General features: G+C 66.5%; 18 protein-coding genes. 14 read left to right on the forward strand and 4 right to left on the reverse strand.

What is annotated here, in order from left to right:
• The first annotated feature begins 104 nt into the window (after nt 1–104).
• Nucleotides 105–833, forward strand: a complete 729-nt coding sequence (locus ACQ4N9_RS15325; RefSeq protein WP_390969980.1) for a methyl-accepting chemotaxis protein — start codon at nt 105–107, stop codon at nt 831–833.
• Nucleotides 834–869: 36 nt separating this feature from the next.
• On the opposite strand, the gene ACQ4N9_RS15330 is transcribed toward ACQ4N9_RS15325, so the two are convergent.
• From ACQ4N9_RS15330 to ACQ4N9_RS15345, 4 genes are all read right to left on the reverse strand, one after another.
• Nucleotides 870–2723, reverse strand: coding sequence for an ABC transporter ATP-binding protein (locus ACQ4N9_RS15330; RefSeq protein ID WP_390969903.1), 1854 nt, complete (start codon nt 2721–2723; stop codon nt 870–872).
• 357 nt (nt 2724–3080) lie between these two features.
• Nucleotides 3081–3827 carry an enoyl-CoA hydratase-related protein gene (locus ACQ4N9_RS15335; protein ID WP_258642000.1) on the reverse strand — a complete coding sequence of 249 codons (747 nt, stop codon included), beginning with the start codon at nt 3825–3827 and terminating at the stop codon, nt 3081–3083.
• 33 nt (nt 3828–3860) lie between these two features.
• Complete coding sequence (locus tag ACQ4N9_RS15340; RefSeq protein WP_110992860.1) at nt 3861–4466, reverse strand: cupin domain-containing protein; 606 nt, start codon at nt 4464–4466, stop codon at nt 3861–3863.
• A 45-nt stretch (nt 4467–4511) separates the two neighbouring features.
• Nucleotides 4512–6464, reverse strand: a complete 1953-nt coding sequence (locus ACQ4N9_RS15345; RefSeq protein WP_390969905.1) for an FAD-dependent oxidoreductase — start codon at nt 6462–6464, stop codon at nt 4512–4514.
• A 154-nt stretch (nt 6465–6618) separates the two neighbouring features.
• On the opposite strand from ACQ4N9_RS15345, the gene ACQ4N9_RS15350 reads away from it, so the two are divergent.
• From ACQ4N9_RS15350 to ACQ4N9_RS15410, 13 genes are all read left to right on the forward strand, one after another.
• A complete protein-coding gene (locus ACQ4N9_RS15350; RefSeq protein ID WP_390969907.1) occupies nt 6619–7665 on the forward strand; it encodes an ABC transporter substrate-binding protein in 1047 nt (348 codons plus the stop codon).
• 63 nt (nt 7666–7728) lie between these two features.
• Nucleotides 7729–8481: a class II aldolase/adducin family protein gene (locus ACQ4N9_RS15355; protein WP_390969909.1), complete on the forward strand. Its 753-nt coding sequence runs from the start codon at nt 7729–7731 to the stop codon at nt 8479–8481.
• Between the two features lie 229 nt (nt 8482–8710).
• Nucleotides 8711–9358, forward strand: a complete 648-nt coding sequence (locus tag ACQ4N9_RS15360) for a TetR family transcriptional regulator C-terminal domain-containing protein (RefSeq protein WP_390969911.1) — start codon at nt 8711–8713, stop codon at nt 9356–9358.
• A gap of 76 nt (nt 9359–9434) precedes the next feature.
• On the forward strand, nt 9435–10151 hold the full coding sequence (locus ACQ4N9_RS15365) for a response regulator (protein ID WP_232884501.1): 717 nt from the start codon (nt 9435–9437) through the stop codon (nt 10149–10151).
• Nucleotides 10151–10912: a substrate-binding periplasmic protein gene (locus tag ACQ4N9_RS15370; RefSeq protein ID WP_390969981.1), complete on the forward strand. Its 762-nt coding sequence runs from the start codon at nt 10151–10153 to the stop codon at nt 10910–10912. Before ACQ4N9_RS15365 ends, ACQ4N9_RS15370 begins: the two co-directional genes overlap by 1 nt.
• A complete protein-coding gene (locus tag ACQ4N9_RS15375; protein ID WP_390969913.1) occupies nt 10909–13161 on the forward strand; it encodes an ATP-binding protein in 2253 nt (750 codons plus the stop codon). The genes ACQ4N9_RS15370 and ACQ4N9_RS15375 overlap by 4 nt, the downstream gene beginning before the upstream one ends.
• Before the next feature lie 125 nt (nt 13162–13286).
• The gene (locus ACQ4N9_RS15380; protein ID WP_390969914.1) at nt 13287–14693 is read left to right on the forward strand and encodes an amino acid permease; all 1407 of its coding nucleotides are present in this window, start codon (nt 13287–13289) and stop codon (nt 14691–14693) included.
• 521 nt (nt 14694–15214) lie between these two features.
• The gene (locus ACQ4N9_RS15385; RefSeq protein ID WP_390969916.1) at nt 15215–16006 is read left to right on the forward strand and encodes an enoyl-CoA hydratase/isomerase family protein; all 792 of its coding nucleotides are present in this window, start codon (nt 15215–15217) and stop codon (nt 16004–16006) included.
• 37 nt (nt 16007–16043) lie between these two features.
• Nucleotides 16044–17204, forward strand: a complete 1161-nt coding sequence (locus tag ACQ4N9_RS15390) for an acyl-CoA dehydrogenase family protein (RefSeq protein WP_390969917.1) — start codon at nt 16044–16046, stop codon at nt 17202–17204.
• Nucleotides 17205–17217: 13 nt separating this feature from the next.
• Nucleotides 17218–19317: an acetate--CoA ligase family protein gene (locus tag ACQ4N9_RS15395; RefSeq protein WP_430933196.1), complete on the forward strand. Its 2100-nt coding sequence runs from the start codon at nt 17218–17220 to the stop codon at nt 19315–19317.
• 10 nt (nt 19318–19327) lie between these two features.
• Entirely contained in the window at nt 19328–20935 is a 1608-nt protein-coding gene (locus tag ACQ4N9_RS15400; RefSeq protein ID WP_390969920.1) for a 5-guanidino-2-oxopentanoate decarboxylase, read from the forward strand.
• A gap of 28 nt (nt 20936–20963) precedes the next feature.
• Nucleotides 20964–22154 carry a pyridoxal phosphate-dependent aminotransferase gene (locus ACQ4N9_RS15405; protein ID WP_390969922.1) on the forward strand — a complete coding sequence of 397 codons (1191 nt, stop codon included), beginning with the start codon at nt 20964–20966 and terminating at the stop codon, nt 22152–22154.
• Nucleotides 22147–23562, forward strand: coding sequence for an aldehyde dehydrogenase family protein (locus ACQ4N9_RS15410; protein ID WP_430933199.1), 1416 nt, complete (start codon nt 22147–22149; stop codon nt 23560–23562). The genes ACQ4N9_RS15405 and ACQ4N9_RS15410 overlap by 8 nt, the downstream gene beginning before the upstream one ends.
• Nucleotides 23563–23868: the final 306 nt, after the last annotated feature.

A 23868-nucleotide genomic window follows, 5' to 3' on the forward strand; every position in this document is an offset into this window, starting at 1 on the left:
ACATCGGTGCGGCCGCCGGCAAGATCCTCAGCACCTCCAACAGCTCGACACGTGTTGCCCATGACATGGCCGAGGCTGCCGGGCGCCAGCGTGAAGCGGTGGACATGGTGTCCACCGCCTTCCATGAGATGGTCGCCACGGCCAATGAAGTTGCGCGTTCGTGCAGCCAGGCCGCGCAATCGGCCGACAGCGGCCAGCAGCAGGCCCGTGACGGCCAGCAGCAGATCGACGCCGCGGTGCACAGCGTCGATCGGCTGAGCCAGGAGATCGAGCAGTCGGCCCAGTCGATCCAGCAACTGGAGCGCGACAGCAATGCCATCCAGTCGATCCTCGGCACGATCCGTTCAATTGCCGAACAGACCAACCTGCTGGCCCTCAATGCGGCGATCGAAGCGGCCCGTGCCGGCGAGCAGGGCAGGGGTTTCGCGGTGGTTGCCGACGAGGTGCGGGCGCTGGCCAAGCGCACCGCCGACTCCACCGCAGAGATCGACGGCCTGCTGGGCAACCTGGCCAGCCGTACCGCGCAGGTCGCCGAGCAGATGCACGCCAGCCTGGAAGTCTCGCAGCAGTCGGTCAGCCGCATCGGCCTGGCCCGTGACAGCTTTGGCCAGATCCGCGAGTCGGTGGACGTCATCCGCGACATGAACACGCAAATCGCCACGGCGGCCGAAGAGCAGCACCAGGTGGCCGAGGACATCAACCGGCACATCAGCCAGATTCACGGCGATGCGCAATTGGTGGCCGAACTGGCCCAGGCGGCGCGGCAGGATTCGCAAAGCCTGGCGGGCTTGTCGAATGAGCTGGATACGCTGGTGCGACGGTTCCGCACCTGATTGGCCGGTGGGGGGCAACGCAGCCCCCCGCCAGGCCTACTCCACGCTCTCGACCACCCCTTGGTCCTCGCCCAGGAACCCGCCGCTCTGGTGCTGCCACAGCCGTGCATAGGTGCCGTTCTTGCCCAGCAGTTCGGCATGGGTGCCTTGCTCGACAATGCGCCCCTCGTCCATGACGATCAGCCGATCCATGGCCGCGATGGTGGACAGCCGATGGGCGATGGCGATGACGGTCTTGCCTTGCATCATCTCGTCGAGGCTTTCCTGGATGGCCACTTCGACCTCCGAATCCAGCGCGCTGGTGGCCTCGTCCAGCAGCAGGATCGGGGCGTTCTTGAGCATCACCCGGGCGATGGCCACGCGCTGGCGCTGGCCGCCGGACAGCTTGATGCCGCGCTCACCCACCAGGGTGTCGTAGCCGCTGTGGCCTTGCTTGTCGCTGAGCTGGCTGATGAAACCATCGGCCTGGGCATTGGCGGCGGCGCTGCGGATCTGTGCATCGGTCGCCTCGGGGCGGCCATAGGCGATGTTGTCGCGGATGGAGCGGTGCAGCAGCGAGGTGTCCTGGGTGACCATGCCGATGGCGCTGCGCAGGCTGTCCTGGGTGACCTCGGCGATGTCCTGCCCGTCGATGCGGATCGTGCCGCTGTTGACGTCGTAGAAGCGCAGCAGCAGGTTGATCAGCGTGGACTTGCCGGCACCCGAACGGCCCACCAGCCCGACTTTTTCGCCGGGGCGGATGTGCAGGGTGAGGTCGTCGAGCACCTGGCGTTCGCCGCCATAGTTGAAGCTCACCTTGTCGAAGCTCACCGCACCGCCGCGGGTCTCAAGCACGCCAGCGTTCGGCGCATCCTGCACCTTGGGGCCGCGGGTGAGGGTAGCCATGCCGTCCTGCACGGTGCCGATGTTCTCGAACAGCGAGGTCATCTGCCACATGATCCAGTGCGACATGCCATTGATGCGCAGCGCCATGGCGGTGATCGCCGCCACGGCGCCGGCGCCGACCTGGCCCTGGTGCCACAGCCACAGGGCGTAGCCGCCGGCACCGAGAATCAGGGCGACCACCAGCGCCTGGTTGACGATCTCGAACTGGCTGACCAGGCGCATCTGGCGAAAGCCGGTGAGCTTGAAGTCTTCCATGGCCGCGCGGGCGAAGTGCGCTTCGCGCTTGGAGTGCGAGAACAGCTTCACGGTGGTGATGTTGGTGTAGGCATCGGAGATACGCCCGGTCATCGACGAGCGCGCATGGGCCTGCTCCTGGCCGACTTGGCCCAGGCGCGGCACGAAGTACAGCATCGCCAGCCCGAACAGCACCAGCCAGGCCATGAACGGCAGCATCAGCTGCAGGGCGAAACCGCCGGCCAGGGCGATGATCGCGATGAAGTACACGCCGATGCCGGGAATGATCTCGATGAAGGTGAACAGCACCTCGCGCACCGCCAGCGCGGTCTGCATCACCTTGGTGGTGACCCGGCCGGAGAATTCATCGGAGAAGAAGGACAGGCTCTGGCGCAGCATCAGGCGGTGGAAGTCCCAACGCAGACGCAGCGGCAGGTTGATCGCCAGCACCTGGTGCTGCATCAGGGTGCGCAGCGCCACCAGCCCGATACTGGCCAGCAGCACCAGGCCGATGCCCCACAGCACGCGGCTTTCTTCACCGCTTGCGGCGGTGCCCGCCTGCCAGGCCGGGAGCAGGTCGACCACCTGGCCGAGGAAGGAGAACAACCAGGCTTCGTAGATCGATACGCCGGCACTGAACAGCGCAAGGGCGAGGATGTAGCCGCGGGCGCCGCGGGTGCAGGCCCACAGGAAACGCAGCAGGCCTACCGGTGGCGGTGGGACTTCATCGGGTGGGAAGGGGTCTAGCCATCGCTCGAACACACGCAGCATTCAGGTCTCCGTAAAGGTACGTCTGGTTTGTTTTTGACACGGGGCTGCCATGCCGCCCTTGCTTGCATTGCTTGAGGTCAGCGTGGCCAGATGGCGGCAACTGTCTTGCTCGCCATTCCAACAACTGCGCGATCCCTGTGGGAGCGGGTTCACCCGCGAACACGGGCGTAGCCCGTGCCAGGCACCGAGGTGTCATCTTCGCGGGTAAATCGCAGCGGCGAACCGCCGCTCCCACAGGCAGAGTGCAGGTCTTGAGCCCCGCGATTTCTGTTTTTACGCTGAAATCCTGGGGCCGCGCTGCAGCCCTTTCGCGACACAAGGCCGCTCCTACAGGGGAGGTGCAAATTCATTGTGTGGTCATCCTTTGACCATCGCCCGCAACGCCGCTTTCGCCTCGGGCGTCTGCAGGCGGGCGATGAACGCCAGGCCTTCACGCTCAACCGTCGCCGCCAGCTCCTGGCGATGGGCATCCTTGAGCAATTGCTTGCTGATGCGCAGGGCATCGCTGGGCAGGCGCTGCAGGCGTCGGGCCAGTTTCACGGCGGCGGCCTGGCATTGTGCGCCATCCTCCAGCAGCTCGGTCGCCAGCCCCCATTGCACGGCCTGCTCGCCACTGAGCAACTGGCTGCACAGCAACACCTGCGCGGCCCGCGCGTGCCCCAGCAGGCGTGGCAGCAACAGGCTGGCGCCGAACTCCGGGCATACGCCCAACGGCACGAACGGCGTGCGCAGCTTGGTATCGCGGGTGACCAACACCTGGTCGCAATGCAGCAGCAGGGTGGTACCGATACCGATCGCCGGGCCCGCAACCGCCGCGATCAGCGGCTTGTCCAGCGCCAGCACCGCCCACATCATGCGGAACACCGGGCTGTTCAGGTCGGTGGGCGGCTGGTCGAGAAAGTCCGGCAGGTCGTTGCCGGCGGTGAAGCACTCGGCGCTGCCGGTCAACACGATCACCTCGACCTGCGGGTCGTCGTTGGCCGCCTCGAACAACTCGGCCAGCCGGGTGTACATGGCGTTGGTCAGCGCATTGAGCTTGTCCGGGCGGTTCAGGCGCAGGGTCAGCAGGCCTTCGTCGAGTTCGTGCAGGATCAGGTCGGTCATGGGGCGGCACCTTGTGTTGTTCTTGTGCTGGGCTCAGAAAGTCGGTGGGGTGATCACCCAGATCACCACCGCATCGACGTCGCCGGGGTTGCCGTAACGGTGCGGCTCCTGGCTGGAAAAACTGAAGCTGTCGCCTTCGCTCAGCTGGAAGTGACGCTCGCCTACCCACAGCTCGAAGGTCCCGCACAGCAGGTAGCCGGCCTCTTCGCCGTCATGGCTGTAGCTTTGCTCGCTGTAGGTGCCCGGCGGGAAGCGCGAATGCAGCATTTCCAGCTCGCGGCTGGGCTGCGGGGTGAGCAGCTGGTCGACGATGCCGTCTTCGTAATGCACGCTCAGCCGGCTGTTCCTGCGCACCACATAGCCCTCATCTTCCGGGGCAGTGACCGCTTCGCTGGCAAAGAACCATTGGATGGTCACGCCCAGGGTGCGGGCGATGTTGAACAGCGCCGGGATCGACGGGTAGGACAGGTTGCGCTCCAGCTGGCTGATGTAGCCGGCGGTCAGCCCGCTCTGTTCGGCCAGCTCGGCCAGGGTCATGCCGCGGCGCTTGCGCAGGCCGCGGATGCGGGTGCCGAGAAACTGCGGCGCGGGGCTGCCGTCCTCGGCAGGTGGCGGCGCTTTGGCAATATGGCGATTCATGGCGGTTTCCAGTCGGCCCTGCAAAGTCCCGGAGTATAAACAGGCTCACAAGGCGGCGGCGACCTTCAACCCTTCATGGATTGCTTCCTCGGCAGTGCGCGGGGCCAGGCAGTCGCCGATGCGCTGCACCTGGGTGAGGTCCTTGATCTGCTCGGCCAGGGTGTCGACCGGCTGATGGCCCTGGCACAGTACCAGGGTGTCGATGCCTTCGAAGATCATCGCCTCGCCGCTGGCGGTGTGCTGCAGGTAGACGCTGTTGTCGTCGCAGCCATACAAGCGGGCATAGGGCGTGATTGGGATGCCCAGCTTGTGCAGCTCGCCGGCCAGTTGGTCGCGCACGTACAGCGGCAGGCTCTCGCCGCAATGGGTGCCGTTGACCGCCAGCTGCACCTGGTGCCCGGCGCGCACCAGGCGCTCGGCGATGCCGGGGCCGATCCAGTCGCAGCGCCAGTCCACCACCAGTACCGAACGGCCGAGCTTCACCTGGTCGCGCAGCACTTGCCAGGCATCGACCACCTGCAGCTCGCCGCCACGCTCGAACGCCGGCCAGTACGGCTCGGCACCGGTGGCGACGATCACCGCGTCCGGGCGTTCGCGTTCGACCAGGGCGCGGTCGACGCGGGTATTGCGCACCACCTCAACCCCGGCCAGTTGCATCTCCCGTTGCAGGTTGGTGCTGGCGCCGCCGAACTCGCTGCGCCGGGGCAGCAGCTGCGCCAGCAGCACCTGGCCGCCCAGTTGCGCGCTGGCCTCATACAGCGTCACCTGGTGCCCGCGTGCCGCCGCCACGGCGGCGGCCTTCATGCCGGCGGGGCCGCCACCCACCACCATGACCCGCTTGCGCACGCTGGCCGGGGGCAAGTTGCCGTACTGCTGTTCGCGCCCGGTTTCCGGGTGCTGGATGCAGGAGATCGGCAGCCCGCGATGGAAGTGGCCGATGCAGGCCTGGTTGCAGGCGATGCAGGCGCGCACATCCTCGGCGCGGCCGCTGTCGGTCTTGTTCGGCATCTGCGGGTCGCAGATCAGCGCGCGGGTCATGCCGCATACATCGGCCTGGCCACGGGCGAGGATCAGTTCGGCTTCCTGGGGCTGGTTGATCCGGCCAGTGACGAACAGCGGTATCTGCAGGCGCGACTTGAAGGTGCCGGCTTCGCGGGCCAGGTACGCCGCCTCGATGGCCATCGGCGGGACGATATGGATTGCGCCGCCCAGCGACGCGGAGCTGCCGGCGACGATATGCACGTAGTCCAGGCTCGCTTGCAGGGCCTGCACGGCGGCCAGCGATTCGTCCTCGGTAAGGCCCTCGGCATCGCGTTCGTCGGCGCTGATGCGCAGGCCGACGATGAACTGCTCGTCAGTGGCGGCGCGTACGGCGGCAAGGATCTCGCGTAAAAAGCGCAGGCGCTGTTCCAGGCCGCCGTTGTAACCGTCGCTGCGGCGGTTGACCCGCGGGTTGATGAACTGCGCGGGCAGGTAGCCGTGGCTGGCGACCACTTCGACCCCGTCGATGCCGGCCTGGTGCAGGCGCCGCGCCGCAGCCGCGTAGCCGGCGACGATCTCGTCGATCATCAGTTGGTCGAGCTCGCGCGGCATCACCCGGAAGCGCTCGTTGGGCACGGCGGAGGCGCTATAGGCGACCGCCAGCAGGCCGTCGGCGGACTCCATGATTTCGCGGCCCGGGTGGAAGATCTGCGACAGCACCACGGTGCCCTGGGCGTGGCACACCTCGGCCAGGCGCCGGTAGCCGTCGATGCAGGCATCGTCGGTGGCCATCAGCACATGGGAGGTGTAGCGGGCGCTGTCATGCACCCCGGCCACCTGCAGCACGATCAGCCCGACACCGCCCTCGGCACGGGCCTTGTGATAGGCGATCAGCCGCTCGTTGACCAGGTTGTCGGTGGGCATTGAGGTGTCGTGGCCGCTGGACATGATGCGGTTTTTCAGGCGCTTGCCACGGAGCTGCAGCGGTTCGAACAGGTGCGTGAAGGCGGTCGACATACGGGCAGGCTCCAGCGGGGTGTAGTTGTTTTTTTCTTATAAAAGTGTACCAACAGTAAAAAATCAACTTGTTTTTTTACTGGCCGTTGTCTAGTTTCGACAGCACCCCCGCCTCAGGGGCGAACCTCACAAAAACAACAAAGAGGGTCCATCGATGAGCGCTTTTGCACGAAAACCCGGGTTGTACGCGGTGCTGTTGTGGCTTGGCCTGGGCAGCGCCCAGGCGGGGTCGGACATGGTCGTGGTGGGCTATGGCGGTGCCGGGCAGAAGGCCCAGGACGTGGCGTTGTTCCAGCCGTTCAGCGCCCAGGACAAGAGCAAGCTGATCCAGACCGAGTACAACGGCGAGATGGCGCGGATCAAGGTCATGGTCGACACCGGCAGTGTCGACTGGGACGTGGTGCAGATCGAAGGGCCCGACCTGCTGCGCGGTTGTGATGAAGGCATGTACGAGCGGCTGGACTGGAACAAGCTGGGCCACAAGGACCAGCTGATCGCCGACGCCGCGCAGGAATGCGGTTCGGCGGCGCTGGTGTGGAGCGTGGCGATCGCCTACGACCGCGACAAGCTGGCCCAGGCGCCGACTTCCTGGGCCGACTTCTGGGATGTGAAGAAGTACCCGGGCAAGCGCGGCCTGCGCAAACGCGCGGTGTACAACCTGGAGTTCGCCCTGCTGGCTGACGGGGTCAAGGTAGAGGACGTGTACAAGGTGCTGGCCACCCCGGCAGGCGTTGATCGTGCGTTCGCCAAGCTGAGCCAGCTCAAGCCCAGCATCCAGTGGTGGGAGGCGGGCGCCCAGCCGCCGCAATGGCTGACCGCCGGCGACGTGGTGATGACCTCGACCTACAGCGGCCGCATCGCCGCCGCCGCACAGAACGGCAGCCCGCTGGCGCTGGTGTGGCCCGGCAGTCTATACGGCATGGACTATTGGGCGATCATCAAGGGCTCGCAACATGTGCAGCAGGCCGAGCGGCTGATCGCCTACACCAACCAGCCCGAGGCACAGGTGCGTTACGTCGAACAGATTCCCTACGGCCCGACCAACACCCAGGCAGCTGCCGCGCTGGCGCCGGAGCTGGCCAAGTGGGTACCGACCTCGAAGCAGAACCTCGAAGGCGCCCTGGCTATGAACGTCGAGTTCTGGGTCGACCATGGCGAAGAGCTGGAAGAACGCTTCAACGCCTGGGCGGCGAGCAAGTAACCCATCGCGGCTGGACAGTCTTCTACTCTCCAGCCACCCCTCATAAACCTGGAACCCGTGACCATGCCTACCGAACAACACCTGCGCGAGGAGCTGGCGGCCTGCTACCGGCTGATCGCGCACTTTCGCATGACCGACCTGATCTTCACCCATATCTCGGTGCGCCTGCCGGGCCCCGAGCATCATTTCCTGATCAACCCCTACGGCTTGATGTTCGATGAAATCACCGCTTCCAACCTGGTGAAGATCGACCTGCACGGCCATGCCGTCGAGCCTTCGCCTTATCCGGTGAACCCGGCGGGTTTCGTGATCCACAGCGCCATCCATGGCGCCCGGGAAGATGCGCAGTGCGTGCTGCACACCCATACCCGCGCCGGTTGCGCGGTGGCGGCGCTGGAATGCGGGTTGCTGCCGGTGAACCAGATCTCGATGGAGTTCTACGGCAAGGTCGCCTACCACGACTATGAAGGCGTGGCGCTGGACCTGAGCGAGCAGCAGCGGCTGGTGGCCGACCTGGGGCAGCAGCCGGTGATGATCCTGCGTAACCATGGGCTGCTGACCGTAGGGCGCAGCGTGAGCGAGGCGTTCATGCGCATGTACTACCTGGAGAAAGCCTGCGAGATCCAGCTCGCCGCCCAGGCCAGCGGCAAGCTGGTGTTGCCGCCCCATGCGGTGTGCGCGCACACCGAACGGCAGTTCAATGACCCCGGGCGGCCGTTGCAGGAGGGGCAGTTGGCCGATCCGGACGCGATGCAGTTGGCCTGGGCGGCATTGTTGCGCTTGCTGGGCAAGGTGGCGCCTGGCTATCGCGATTGAACAACTGTCTTGCAGTGCTTGTGCTGGCCTCATCGCTGGCAAGCCAGCTCCCACAGGGGATGCGCATGGCTTGAAGTCAACGCGGTCGAGGTGGGAGCTGGCTTGCCAGCGATGAGGCCAGGATACGCAGCACAAAACATTGGCTCTTAATGGCTTTTGTACACGGGGTATCGCCAGTTGTCGGACTTGCTATACAGTCGTTCAACTGCACCCGCCACGAGACCCACCCATGTCCCAGGAAGCCCGCTTCAGCCGCATGCTGCCCGAACTGCGCAAGGCCAATCTGGTCGAGGCCACCCTGGCCTGCCTGAAACGCCATGGCTTCCAGGGCGCCTCGATCCGCAAGATCTCCGCCGAGGCCGGCGTGTCGGTCGGCCTGATCAGCCATCACTATTCCGGCAAGGACGAACTGGTCGCCGAAGCCTACATGGCCGTCACTGGCCGGGTGATGCAGCTGCTGCGCGAGGCCATGGACCAGGTCGCGCCCAACGCCCGCGAGCGCCTGTCGGCGTTCTTTCGTGGCTCGTTCAGCGCCGAACTGCTCGACCCGCAACTGCTCGACGCCTGGCTGGCCTTCTGGGGCGCGGTGAAAACCGCCGAGGCGATCAACCAGGTGCACGACCACTCCTACGGCGAATACCGCCGCGAACTGCGCAGCCTGCTCAGCGAACTGGCACGGGAGGAGGGGTGGGAGCGCTTCGACGCCGACCTCGCCGCCATCAGCCTGAGCGCGTTGCTCGACGGCCTGTGGCTGGAGTCGGGCCTGAACCCCGGCACCTTCACCCCGGCCCAGGGCGTGCAGATCTGCGAAGCCTGGGTCGACGGCCTGCAAGCCGGCGGTCGGCAACGCTTCACCCTGCCGGTCGAGGGCTGTTGATCGACCGTTCAGCAATCGCTAGTCTTGGCCCACTCTAATAAGAAACACGCCCACGGGCGACTCAGGACCAAACGCAATGACCTCTCGGGTACTGATCGTCGACGACGATCCGCTGATTCGTGATTTGCTCCAGGCCTACCTGTCCCAGGAAGGCTATACCGTCCACTGCGCCGCCACCGCGGAACAGGCCGAGGCGCTGCTGGCCGAGCAGCCGGTGGAGCTGGTGATGCTGGATATCCGCCTGCCCGGCAAGGACGGCCTGACCCTGACCCGCGAGCTGCGGGTGCGTTCGGAGGTGGGAATCATCCTGATCACCGGCCGCAACGACGACATCGACCGCATTGTCGGCCTGGAATGCGGCGCCGACGACTACGTGAGCAAGCCGCTTAACCCCCGCGAGCTGGTGTCGCGGGCCAAGAACCTGATCCGCCGTGTGCGCCACGCCCAGGGCACCCGGCCCGCCACCCAGGCATCTGCCGCCCTCAAGCAGTTCGGGGAATGGGCGCTGGACTGCGACCGCCGCCGCCTGATCGATGCGCAAGGTGGCGAAACCCTGCTGACCCACGGTGAGTTCCAGCTGCTCAGCGTGTTCCTGCGCAACAGCGGCCACACCTTGAGCCGCGACCAGTTGATGGACCAGATCCGCAACCGCGAGTGGGTGCCCAACGACCGTTCCATCGACGTGCTGGTCGGGCGCCTGCGGCGCAAGCTGCACGACGACCCCGCCGAACCCGAGCTGATCATCACCATCCACGGCGCCGGCTACCTGTTCACCGCCAGCGTGGCCGCGTGATCCGGCGCCTGTTCGGCCTGCTGTTGGTGCTGCTGAGCGGCGCATTGCAGGCTGCCGAGGTCGTCCGTTACTGCGATTACCCGGTCTACCCGCCGGTGTCCTGGAGCGATGGCAAGCAACCGCGCGGCCTGGCGCCGACGGTGGTGCGCGAGCTGTTCGGGCGGCTGGGCTACCGGGTCGAGATGGTGGTGCTGGGCAACTGGCAGCGGTGCCTGCTGGACGCCGCCGAAGGGCGGGTGGATGTGGTGCTGGCTTACGCCTCGGAGCAACGCGCCCAGGCCATGCGCTTTTCCACGGTGCCGGTGCTGCGCGAAGAGGTGGCGGTGTTTGCCAATCGTCAGCGGCCGCTGAAGTTTGCAACCCTCGAAGACCTGGCCCAGTACCGTGGCGGGCTGTTGTTCGGCGAAAGTTACGGCGCCGACTTCGACCGTTTCGTGGCGCGGCACCAGAACATCGAGTGGGTGTCGGACAGCGGGCAGAACTTCGGCAAGCTGATGCGCGGGCGCATCGATTTCGTGATCCAGGAGCGGCGCACCGGCCAGCTGTTCGTCGAGCACCTGCCCGGTGCCCGGGACATCGTCGCGCTGGGGCCTGCGCTGAGTGTCGACTACCTGCGCGTGGCGGTGTCGCGCCACTCGCCCTTGAGTGAGCACATGAACGAGATCGACGAGCAGTTGCAGAAAATGACCGATGCTGGCGAGCTGGAACGCTGGCTGCATGAAAGCGAGGTCACCTACCGCGACATGGTCAGGCAGCCATGACCCGCCTGCAACCGGGTGGCCTGCTGCGTCGGCTGCTGCTGTTCATCCTGTTGTTCAGCCTGTGCTTCACGGTGCTGGCCAGCAGTGTGCAGCTGTATTTCGAGTACCGCCGCGAAATGCGCGACATCGATGGGCGCATGGAGCTGATTCGTGCCGGTTACCTGGCCAGCCTCGAGCGCAGCCTGTGGGACCTGAACCAGGAGCAGCTGAACGTGCAGTTGCGTGGGCTGGTGGACTTCTCCGATGTGGCGCGGGTGCGCCTGAACAGCGACGATTTTACCTTGCAGCAAGGGGATCCGGCGCCAACGGGGCCGCTGCGGGTCGAGCGCTTTGCCCTGGATTTCCAGCCGCCTTCCGGGCCGGTGCGCCATCTGGGCGAGCTTGAGGTGAGCATCGACCTTGGCGCGGTGCACCGCCGCCTGTTCACCACCGGCCTGACCAGCCTGCTGTGGATGAGCGTGTTCCTCTGCGGGCTGGCGCTGGCGCTGTCGGGGCTGTTCTATCGGCTGGTGACCCGCCACTTGCAGGTGATGGCCGACTTCGCCCGCCGCATCGGTGCCGGGCAGTGGCATGAACCGCTGCGCCTGAACAAGCGCCGCTCAGCGTACCCGGACGAGATCGACAGCGTGGCACTGGCGCTGGACGATATGCGCCGGGCGATCCTCAGCGATATCGAGCGCCGCGAGACCGATCGCCTGGCCCTGCAGGACAACCGCGACGAGCTGCAGAAGCAGGTCGAGCGCCGCACCGCCAGCCTGCTACGCGCCAAGGACGACGCCGAGGCGGCCAACCTGGCCAAGTCGCGCTTCCTCGCCACCATGAGCCACGAACTGCGCACGCCGCTCAACGGCATCCTCGGCATGGCCGAACTGCTGCGCGACGCCGGGTTGGCGGCGCAGGATCGCAAGCGCCTGGAGGCGCTGTACAAGGCCGGCGAAGGGCTGCTGGGCATCCTCAACGAAGTGCTGTATTTCGCCAGGCTCGAAGAAGGCGAAAGCCACCCGGAAACCGTCGGCTTCGCCCTGCGCCAGTTGTGCGACGAAGTGCTGACGCTGCTCGAACCCCGGGCCCTGGCCAACGACAGCCTGGTGCTGTGCCGCATCGACCCACGATTGGCCACGCACCAGCGCGGTGCCGAGCAGTATCTGCGCCAGGTGCTGAGCAACCTGCTGGCCAATGCGATCAAGTTCACCGAGGGCGGCGAGATCCTGGTCGAGGTAGAGGTGCTGCGGGAGCAGGCCGGGCGCCAGTACCTGCGGTTGAGTGTCAGCGACGATGGCATCGGTATCTGCGAAGCGATGCAGCCGAAGATCTTCGACCGCTTCGTCCAGGCCAGCGAGGCGGTGGCGCGGCGTTATGGCGGCACGGGCCTGGGGCTGGCGATCAGCAAGCACCTGGTCGAACAGATGGGCGGGCAGATCGGCGTGCGTAGCCGCGAGGGGGAGGGCAGTTGCTTCTGGTTCGAGCTCGACCTTGAGGCCGTGCAGCAGGCCGAGGCGCTGCCGGCTGGCGTTGCAAGCACGGCGCCGCTGGACATTCTGGTGGTGGAGGACGTGGCGCTTAACCGTGAGGTGGTGCGCGGGTTGCTGGAGCGCGACGGCCACCGGGTGTGGCTGGCCGAGGATGCCGAGCAGGGGCTTGAACTGTGCGCACAGCGGCGCTTCGACCTGCTGCTGCTGGATGTGCACCTGCCGGGCATCAGCGGCGTGGCGCTGTGCCGACAGGTGCGTGCGGGCGATACTCCCAACCGAGGCACGCGGATCCTGGCGCTGACCGCCAGTGTCCAACCGGGGCTGGTGCGCGCTTACCTGGATGCCGGCATGCAGGGCGTGCTGGGCAAGCCGCTCAAGCTTGCCAACCTGCGCCAGGCGCTGGCAGGTCAGGACCAGCAACAGCAACCGGCAACGGCTACCTGGCTGGACCACGACTTGCTGGATACCCACCGCACCCTGCTCGGCGCGCAAAAGTTGCAAGGCCTGCTGGCCGGCCTGCGTGACGCGCTGCACCAGCAGCGCCAGGCACTGCTTGAAGCGGTCGCGGCAGGTGACTGTACCGAGGTGACGCACCTGGCCCATCGGCTGGCTGGCAGCAGCGATTCCATGGGCTTTTGCGGTCTGGCCGCCACGTTGCGCTGCCTGGAAGCGCACGCCCTGGCGCGGGATAAAACCGCGGTGCAGGCCATGGCTGCGTCGCTGACTGAGCGACTGCTGCGCGCCGAACACAGCCTGGTTGAACTGTTGGCCGCCTGAGCGACAAAAAACTTACGACTTTTTACATCTTCGATCTTTACGGTCAATCGGGCCTTACATCGCTTTCCAATAATCGGGGCAGCCGCTGCACACGCGGCCCTAAAGGCTTATTGGAGATAACAATAATGAAAGGCCGTAAAGCTGAAGGTATCCAACTCACACGGGCATTGAAGAGCCGGCACATCTTCATGCTCTCGCTCGGTGGCGTGATCGGCACCGGGTTGTTCATGGGCTCGGGCGTGACCATCAACCAGGGCGGGCCGGTGGGCGCGATCCTGGCTTACCTGGTGGCCGGTTTCCTGATGTACCTGGTGATGGTCTGCCTGGGCGAGCTGTCGGTACAGATGCCGGTGTCCGGCTCGTTCCAGGCCCATGCGACGAAATTCATCGGCCCCGCCACCGGCTTCATGATCGGCTGGGTGTACTGGATGAGCTGGGCCACCACCGTGGGCCTGGAGTTCACCGCCGCCGGCATGCTGATGGAACGCTGGTTCCCAGGGGTGCCGATCTGGTACTGGTCGGCGCTGTTCGTGGCGGTGCTGTTCGGCATCAACGCCCTGGCGACCCGTGCCTTCGGCGAGGCGGAATACTGGTTTGCCGGCATCAAGGTGGCGGCGATTCTCGGCTTCATCATCGTCGGGGTGCTGGTGATCTTCGGCGCCATCCCGCTGACCAGCGGGGCACCGGCGCCAATGATGAGCAACCTGATCGGTGAATCGCTGTTCCCCAACGGCCTGTCGGCGGTGTTCGCAGTGATGATGACCGTGGTCTACGCCTTCCAGGGCTGCGAGATCATGGGCGTGGCGGCGGGTGAAACCGACCAGCCGGAAAAGAGCATTCCGCGGGCGGTGCGCAACGTGGTGTTCCGCGTGCTGATCTTCTATGTGCTGGCCATCGTGGTGCTGTCGGCGATCGTGCCCTGGCAGCAGGCCGGGCTGATGGAAAGCCCGTTCGTGCAGGTGTTCGACATGGTCGGCATCCCTTATGCGGCGGACTTGATGAACTTCGTGATCCTCACCGCGATCCTGTCGGTGGGCAACTCGGGGCTGTATGCCTCCACCCGTATCCTCTGGGCGATGTCCAAGACCGGCATGGCGCCCAAGAGCCTGTCGCCGCTGAGCAGCCGTGGCGTGCCGCTGCGCGCGCTGTTCATCACCCTGTGCTTCGCGCTGATCTCGCTGATGACCAGCTTCGTCGCGGCGGACACCTTGTTCATGGTGCTGATGGCGGTGAGCGGCATGTCGGGGACGGTGACCTGGATCGTGATTGCCCTGGCGCAGTACCGCTTCCGCCAGCAGTTCCTGCGCGAGGGCGGGCAGGTCAGCGACCTCAAGTACCGTGCGCCGCTGTACCCGCTGGTGCCGTTGCTGTGCATCACCCTGTGCAGTTCGCTGTTTGTGTTTTTGGCGATGGATGAGACCCAGCGGCCTTCGTTGTATTGGGGCTTTGGGTTTATTGCGCTGTGTTATGCGGCGTATTTCGTGGTGCAGCGCAGGCGCCAGGGGGTGGTGGTGGAGGTGCCGGTGGTTTGAGAGGGGGGGTAGGTGTTCGCCGGCGAATTAGGTGAGGGCCACCAGGTGCCCGCCGGTGATTTTGCAGCGCCTGGCAGATCGAGCGCCGCCCGCGCGGCGCATCGCTGGCAAGCCAGCTCCCACATTTGTTTCGGGCCAATTATGCCTGTGAAGGTACCGCTGCCCGCCTTGGTGCATGTCTCAAGTCAAGCGCAGGGCCTTCAGCGCCCACTTCAAAATCGAGTCGGGCCAACAAGGCGTACAGCGATGAAGTCACAGGAGTAACTGGCCCGAAACAGATGTGGGAGCTGGCTTGCCAGCGATGCGCCGCGCGGGCGGCGCATCGATCTGATAGGCGCTGCAACCCTGTCGCCATGCACCTTGCAGCCCAAACGCGATCCTGCTTTTCCCCTGATGTCCCCCCCACTTGTTCGAAGTTGTAACACCACCTTCTCCCCCAATTGCCTCCTTGTTGAACACTCGTTTAGCATGAGCCTCAAGTCACCCACCCTCAGCACAATCACAACAATCCGAGGCCCGTCATGACTGCTCCGTCGTCCCTACTCATCCAGGTTGAAGCCGGCGTCGCCTGGATCACCCTGAACCGCCCCGACCAGCGCAACGCCCTGGATATCCCAACCCTCAAACACCTGCACGCCACCCTGGATGCCTGCAACAGCGACCCGGCCGTGCGCGTGGTGGTGCTGACCGGCACCGGCCGCAGCTTCTGCGCCGGGGCCGACCTGGCCGAATGGGCCGAGGCCGAAGCCCGCGGCGCACTGGAAACCTACGGCTGGACCGAAACCGCCCACGCCCTGATGCAGTGCCTGCACAGCCTCGACAAACCCACCATCGCCGCCATCAACGGCACCGCCGTCGGCGCCGGCATGGACCTGTCGCTGTGCTGCGACCTGCGCCTGGCCGCGCAATCGGCCCGCTTCAAGGCCGGCTACACCAGCATGGCCTACTCGCCGGACGCCGGCGCCAGCTGGCACCTGCCACGGCTGATCGGCAGTGAACAGGCCAAGCGCCTGCTGTTCCTCGACGAACTGTGGGGCGCTGAACGTGCCCTGGCCGCCGGCCTGGTGGGTGAAGTGGTCGCCGACGAGCAACTGGCCACGGCCGCCGCCGAACTGGCTGCGCGCCTGGCCCAGGGCCCGACCTTCGCCCATGCCCAGACCAAGCGCCTGATCCGTGACGGCGCCCAGCGCAGCCTGGCCGAACAGCTCAGCGCAGAACTGGCCGCCGGCCTGCTCTGCGGGCGCAGCGAAGACGGCGCCGAGGCCCTGCGCGCCGCCAGCGAAAAACGCGCGCCACGCTTCATCGGCAAATAAGCACTCCCTCTTTCCCCCGGTTACCCAGGAACAGGCCATGAATTTCCAACTGACCCAAGAACAAGAAATGTTGGTGGATGCCGTACGCAGCTTCGTCGCCAAGGAACTGCTGCCCCATGAAGAGGTCGTGGACCGAGCCGATGAGGTCTCTCCCGAACTTGCAGCACAGATCCGCGGCAAAGCCATCGCCGCCGGTTTCTACGCCTTCAACATGCCCGAGGAAGTGGGCGGCGGCGGCCTCGACTACCTATCTCAAGCGCTGATCGAGCGCGAGCTGTCGAAAGTCTCCTGGGCGCTGCACGTGTTCGTCGCCCGGCCCTCGAAGATCCTCATGGCCTGCACCGGCCAGCAGATCGACGACTACCTGCTGCCGTGCATCCAGGGCGAGAAGATCGACTGCTTCGCCCTCACCGAACCGGGCGCCGGCTCCGACGCCAATGCCATCAAGACCCGCGCCCTGCGCGAGGGCGACGACTTCGTGCTCAACGGCAGCAAGCACTTCATCAGCCATGCCGGGCACGCCGACTTCGCCATCGTCTTCGCCGTCACCGACACCTATGAGCACAACGGCCGCAAGCGCAACGCGGTGACCGCCTTCCTGGTCGACCGCGACACCCCGGGCATGACCATCCGCCGTGGCCCGAAATGCGTGAGCAACCGCGGCTACCACACCTACGAGATGTTCTTCGACGACTGCCGGGTGCCGGCAAGCAAGGTGCTCGGTGAAGTCGGCAAGGGCTGGGAGGTGGCCAACGCCTGGCTGACCGCCGGCCGGGTGATGGTCGCCGCCAACTGCGTCGGCCAGGCCCAGCGTGCCCTGGATGCGTCGCTGCAATGGGCAGCCGACCGCAAACAGTTCGGCCAGGCGATCGGCAGCTACCAGGGGGTGTCGTTCAAGCTGGCCGACATGGCCACGCAGATCCGCGCCGCCGAGCTGTTGACCCTGCACACCGCCTGGAAGATGGACCAGGGCACTATGACCGATGGCGAGGCCGGCATGGCCAAGCTGTTCGCCAGCGAAGTGCTGGGCAAGGTGGCCGACGAGGCCGTGCAGATCTACGGCGGCATGGGCCTGATGGACGAAGGCCCGGTGGAGCGGATCTGGCGCAACGCGCGGATCGAGCGGATCTGGGAAGGCACCTCGGAGATCCAGCGCCACATCATCTCCCGCGAACTGCTGCGCCCGCTGCTGCGCTGACCGGAGCCTCGCCATGTCCAACGCCATTCGTGACAACCTCAAGCGCCTGCTGACGCCCCGGCACCTGGCCTTCATCGGCGGGCGCAGCATGGTCCGCGCACTCAAGCGCTGCGCCGACGGCGGCTACCAGGGCCAGCTGTGGCTGGTGAACCCGCAGCACGACAGCATCGACGGCGTGCCGTGCGTGCGCAGCGTGGCCGAGCTGCCTTGCGCGCCGGACGCGGTGTTCATCGCCACCAACCGCGAACTGACCCTGGCCTGCGTCGCCGAACTGGCCGCCAAGGGCGCGGGCGGGGCGATCTGCTACGCCTCGGGCTTCGCCGAAAGCGGCGCCGAAGGCCTGGCCCTGCAACAGCAATTGCTGGCCGCCGCCGGCGACATGGCCCTGCTCGGGCCCAACTGCTACGGCCTGCTCGACTACCTGCACAGCGCCGCCCTGTGGCCCGTGGCCCACGGCGGCAAGGCGGTGGACAAGGGCGTGGCGGTGCTGACCCAGAGCGGCAACTTTGCCTACAACCTGTCCATGAGCGACCGTTCGCTGCCGGTGGCCTACATGGCTTCGGTCGGCAACCAGGCACAGCTGGGCATCGCCGAGCTGATGGACGTGCTGCTCGACGAGCCACGGGTCACGGCCATCGGCCTGCACCTGGAAGGCTTGAAGAACGTGCCGGGCTTTGCCCGCGCCGCGCACAAGGCGCTGGAGAAGGGCATCCCGATCATCGCGCTGAAGACCGGCGTGTCGCAGATCGGCGCCGAACTGGCGTTGAGTCATACCAGCTCGCTGTCCGGCTCCGACGCCCTGTACGACAGCCTGTTCGAGCGCCTTGGGGTGATCCGCGTCAGTGGCCCGGTAAGCTTCGTCGAAACCCTCAAGGCCGCCGCCTGCGGCAACCTGCCCAAGGGTGACAGCCTGATCGCCCTGGCCTGCTCAGGGGGGGACGCCGGGCTGATCGCCGACTACAGCGAAAGCAACCAGCTGCGCCTGCCTGCTCTGCACAGCAGCCAGGTCGACGAACTGGCCCAGGTGCTGCCGGCCTACGCCAACCTGGTCAACCCGCTGGATTTCACCACGGCGATCTGGGGCGACGGCGAGGCCAAGCAGCGCATGCTCGACAGCGCCCTGCGCAGCGACGCCGACGCGGCCATGCTGGTGCTGGATTACCCCGCCGAGTTTACCGGCGAACGCAAGGAATGCGACCTGCTGCTGGGACTGTTCTGCGAGGCGCTGCAGCGCCATGGCAAGACCGGCTTCGTCACCTCGGCCTTCCCCGAACTGCTGCCGGCCAGCGCCCGCGAGCGTTTGCACGCGGCCGGCGTACCGGCCCTGCAAGGGGTGGAAGACGGCCTGGCGGCCTGGGGGCGGGTGGCCCGCTATGGGCAAAAACGCGAGGCGCTGCTGGCCCTGGGCGAATCGGCGCTGGTGCCGCTGTGCCCACAGGCACTTGGCGGTGACAACCATCTGCTCAATGAGTGGGAGTCCAAGCAGGCCCTGCGTGGCTTTGGCCTGCCCGTGCCGAACGGCGTGCTCAGCAGCCCGCAGCAGGCGCCGGCCGATGCGCGAAAGGTTGGCTTCCCACTGGTACTCAAGGCCGTCAGTGCGCAGTTGCCGCACAAGACCGAGGCCGGCGCCGTGGCGCTGAACCTGGGCGATGAAGCGGCCCTGAGCCGGGCGCTGGAACAAATGCGCGCACGCATCGCCGCCTACGCCCCCGGCGTCGTCTTCGACCAGGTGCTGCTCGAGCCCATGGCCAGCGCACCGCTGGCCGAGTTGATCGTCGGCATCAAGCGCGAGCCGGACTTCGGCCTGGCGCTGGTGATCGGTGCCGGCGGCATCCTTGTCGAGCTGCTCAAGGACAGCAAGAGCCTGCTGTTGCCGACCACCGACGGCGCCATCCGCAACGCCGTGCTCGGCCTGCGCAGTGCCGCTTTGTTGCAGGGCTTTCGCGGTAAGCCCGCAGCGGACCTGGAAGCGCTGGTCGCCGCCATCCGCGCGGTGGCCGACTACGCCTGCGAGAACGCCAGCCAGCTGCTGGAGCTGGATGTGAACCCATTGATGGTCGGTGCCACCGGCACCACCGCGGTCGATGCCTTGATCCGCCTCGGCCAGGTGTAAGGACATGAACATGACGAACAACACATTGACCGGTGGCCAGGCGCTGGTGCGCCTGCTGGCCAATTACGGCGTCGACACCGTCTTCGGCATCCCCGGCGTGCACACCCTGGAGCTGTATCGCGGCCTGCCCGGCAGCGGCATCCGCCATGTGCTCACCCGCCACGAGCAGGGCGCCGGCTTCATGGCCGACGGCTATGCGCGGGTCAGCGGCAAGCCGGGGGTGTGCTTCATCATCACCGGCCCCGGCGTGACCAACGCCGCCACCGCCATTGGCCAGGCCTACGCCGACTCGATACCGCTGCTGGTGATCTCCAGCGTCAACCACACTGCCAGCCTGGGCAAAGGCTGGGGCTGCCTGCACGAGACCCAGGACCAGCGCGCCATGACCGCGCCGATCACCGCGTTTTCGGCGGTGGCCCTCAAGGCCGAGGACCTGCCTGAGCTGATCGCCCGCGCCTATGCGGTATTCGACAGCGAACGGCCGCGCCCGGTGCATATCTCGGTGCCGCTGGATGTGCTGGCGGCGCCGGTGGCGCGGGATTGGAGCTTTGATGTGGTGCGCCGCCCCGGGCGCGGCCCGGCGAACCTTGCAAGCGTGGAGCAGGCGGCCAGCAAACTGGCGGCGGCCAAACGCCCGATGATCATTGCCGGGGGGGGCGCGCTGGGCGCTGCGGCCGAGCTGCAACTGTTGAGCAAGCGCCTGGCCGCGCCGTTCTTCACCAGCGTGGCCGGCAAGGGCCTGGCGCCATTGGACTCACCGCTCAACGCCGGCTCCAGCCTGTGTGTCGAGCCCGGTTGGGACCTGATCGCCCAGGCCGACGTGGTGCTGGCGGTCGGTACCGAAATGGCCGACACCGACTTCTGGCGCGAGCGCCTGCCGTTGAACGGTGAGCTGCTGCGGGTGGATATTGACCCGCGCAAGTTCAACGACTTCTACCCCTGCGCGGTGGCGCTGCATGGCGATGCCGGGCAGACCGTGGCTGCGCTGCTCGAGCAATTGCCAGACAGCGTGCGCGATGCCACAACGGCCAGCGCTTCGGTGGCCACGCTGCGCAGCGCGGTGCAGGCCAGCCACGGCCCGTTGCAGGCGCTGCACCAGTCGATCCTCGACCGCATCGCCGCCGAGTTGCCGGACAACGCCTTCATCAGCACCGACATGACCCAGCTGGCCTACACCGGCAACTACGTGTTCAACAGCCGGGCGCCGCGCAGCTGGCTGCACCCGACCGGCTACGGCACCCTCGGCTACGGCCTGCCGGCGGGTATCGGCGGCATGTTCGGCAGCAGCGAGCGCCCAGGCCTGGTGTTGGTGGGCGACGGCGGCTTCCTCTATACCGCCCAGGAACTCGCCACCGCCGTCGAAGAGCTGGACCGCCCGCTGGTGGTGCTGCTGTGGAACAACGACGCGCTGGGGCAGATCCGCGACGACATGCTCAACCTGGACATCGAGCCCATTGGCGTGCTGCCGCGCAACCCGGACTTCGCAGGCCTGGCCCGCGCGTTCGGCTGCACGGTCGCCCAGCCGCAAAGCCTCGACGAACTGCAACGGGACCTGCGCGGCGGCTTTGCTCGCAACGGCGTGACTCTGATCGAGCTCAAGCACGCCTGCGCGCGCTGAGCCCATCCCGCACAACAGGATATTTGCCATGCGTTTTTCTTCCCTGACCCAACGGATCGCCGGTGACGGCGCTGCCGCCTGGGAGATCCACTACCGCGCCCTGGCCATGCTCGAACAGGGCCGCGACGTACTGCTGCTGTCGGTGGGCGACCCGGATTTCGACACCCCGGCGCCTATCGTCCAGGCCGCGATGGACAGCCTGCAGGCCGGCAACACCCATTACGCCGACGTGCGTGGCAAGCGCAGCCTGCGCGAGGCCATCGCCCGGCGGCACCAGCAGCGCAGCGGCCAGGCGGTGACGGCCGACCAGGTGACGGTGCTGGCGGGGGCGCAGTGCGCGCTGTTCTGCGTGGCCCAGTGCGTGCTGGAGCCGGGCGATGAAGTGATCGTCGCCGAGCCGATGTATGTCACCTACGAAGCCGTCTTCGGCGCCTGTGGGGCGAAAGTGGTACCTGTGCCCGTACGCCCGGAGCATGGTTTTCGTGTGCAGCCCGAGGATGTGGCTGCGCGAATTACCCCGCGTACCCGTGCCCTGGCGCTTAACAGCCCGCACAACCCCTCCGGTGCCAGTCTGCCGCGTAGCACCTGGGAAGCCCTTGCCGAGCTGTGCATCGCCCACGATCTGTGGCTGATCAGCGACGAGGTGTACAGCGAGCTGCTGTTCGACGGCGAGCACATCAGCCCCGGCAGCCTGCCGGGCATGGCCGAACGTACGGCGACGCTCAACAGCCTGTCCAAGTCCCATGCCATGACCGGCTGGCGGGTGGGCTGGGTGGTGGGTTCGCCGGACCTGGCCGGGCACCTGGAGAACCTGGCGCTGTGCATGCTGTACGGCTCGCCGGACTTCATCCAGGACGCCGCGGTGGCTGCGCTCGAGCAGCCACTGCCAGAGCTCGAAGCGATGCGCGAAGCCTACCGCCAGCGCCGCGATCTGGTCTGCGCGTGCCTGGCGGATTGCCCGGGTGTGCGTGCGCTCAAGCCCGATGGCGGGATGTTCGTGATGGTCGATATCCGCGAAACCGGGCTCAGTGCGCAGGACTTTTCCAACCGCCTGCTCGATCTGCATGGGGTTTCGGTGTTGGCCGGTGAGGCCTTCGGCCCGAGCGCGGCCGGGCATATTCGCCTGGGCCTGGTGCTGGGGGCAGAGCCTTTGCGCGAAGCCTGCCGGCGTATCGTGCTGTGTGCCGGCGAGCTGATGGAGGCGCAACGCAATGCGTGAGTACAGCCGTTTGTTCATCGATGGCCGCTGGCAGCAGCCGCTGGGGCAGGGCATGGCCGAGGTGATCGACCCGGCCAGCGAAGCGGTCGCCGGCAAGGTGCCGCTGGGTAACGAGGCGGACGTGGAGCGGGCGGTGCAGGCGGCACGCCGGGCGTTTGCCGACTGGTCGCGAACCCCCTCCAGCGTGCGTGCCGGGTACATTCGTGCCCTGGTCGAGCAGCTCAAGGCCCGAGCCGATGAGATGGCCGCGGTGATCACCAGCGAGCTGGGCATGCCGGTGCAGTGGTGCCGGCCGGTGCAGGTGGACGGGCCGATCGTTGGGTTTGAGCAGTACATCGCGCTGGCCGGGTTGATGGACGAAGTGCGCGAGGTCGGCAACTCGCTGGTGTACCGCGAGGCGGTGGGCGTGTGCGCGTTCATCAACCCGTGGAACTACCCGCTGCACCAGCTGATCGGCAAGCTGGCGCCGGCCTTGGCGGCCGGTTGTACCGTGGTGGTCAAGCCCAGCCAGGAAACGTCGCTGCATGCCTTTGTGCTGGCCGAGATGATCGAGGCCATCGGCTTGCCGGCCGGGGTGTTCAACCTGGTCAGCGGGCCGGGGTCGAAAGTGGGCGAGGCCTTGGCCCGGCACCCGCTGGTGGACATGGTCTCGTTCACCGGCTCCACCGGCGCGGGTGTGCGTGTATCCCAGGCGGCGGCGCCGTCGGTGAAGCGGGTGTGCCTGGAGCTGGGCGGCAAGTCGCCGCTGCTGATCGGCGCCGATGCCGACCTGGACGCGGCAGTGCGTTATGGCGTGCAGGACGTGATGATCAACTCGGGGCAGACCTGCACCGCGCTGACCCGGATGCTGCTGCCGGCGGCGCGCTATGCCGAGGCGTTGGAGATTGCGGTGGACGAGGTGCGTGGGCTGGTGATGGGCGACCCGCAGGATCCGCGCAGCTTCCTTGGACCGATGTGTTCGGCGGGGCAGCGGCGTACGGTGCAGGAGTACATCCGTGTCGGGCAGGAGGAGGGCGCCCGGCTGCTGTGCGGTGGTGAAACGGCGCCGGGCTTTGCGCGCGGGTTCTACGTGCCGCCGACGCTCTTTGCCGATGTCGACAACCGTATGCGCATCGCCCAGGAGGAGATCTTCGGCCCGGTGCTGTGCCTGATTCCCTATGCCGACGAGGCCGAGGCGATTGCCCTGGCCAATGATTCGCCGTTCGGGTTGTCCAGCGCGGTGTGGGCCGGCAGCCGGGACAAAGCGCTGCAACTGGCGCGGCAGCTGCGCGCGGGACAGTGCTTCGTTAATGGTGGGGCATTCAATTACCAGGCGCCGTTTGGGGGGTACAAGCAGTCGGGCAATGGGCGGGAGTGGGGGGAGGAGGGGTTGGGTGAGTTCGTAGAAACCAAGGCAATTCAGTTTTAGACGCCCAATACCTGCATGGCTCAAGTCATGCACCAAGGCGGGCAGCGGTACCCTCACAGGCATAACTGGCCCGAAACAGATGTGGGAGCTGGCTTGCCAGCGATGCGCCGCGCGGGCGGCGCTCGATCTCAAGAACGCTGCAAATCTGTCGCCTGGCACTTGGAGGCCTACATGCAATTTCAAGACAGGCGCTTGGGCATCACACTGTTGGCCTTGGGAAATCAAGATTCGGTAATGGCCGCCAGGTGCATGGCGGGATATTGGGTGAGGGCTCCCAGGTGCTCGCCGATGTCTTTGCAGCGCCTG

Source organism: Pseudomonas sp. ES1 (genome assembly GCF_050586605.1).
Taxonomy (GTDB): Bacteria; Pseudomonadota; Gammaproteobacteria; order Pseudomonadales; family Pseudomonadaceae; genus Aquipseudomonas; species Aquipseudomonas sichuanensis.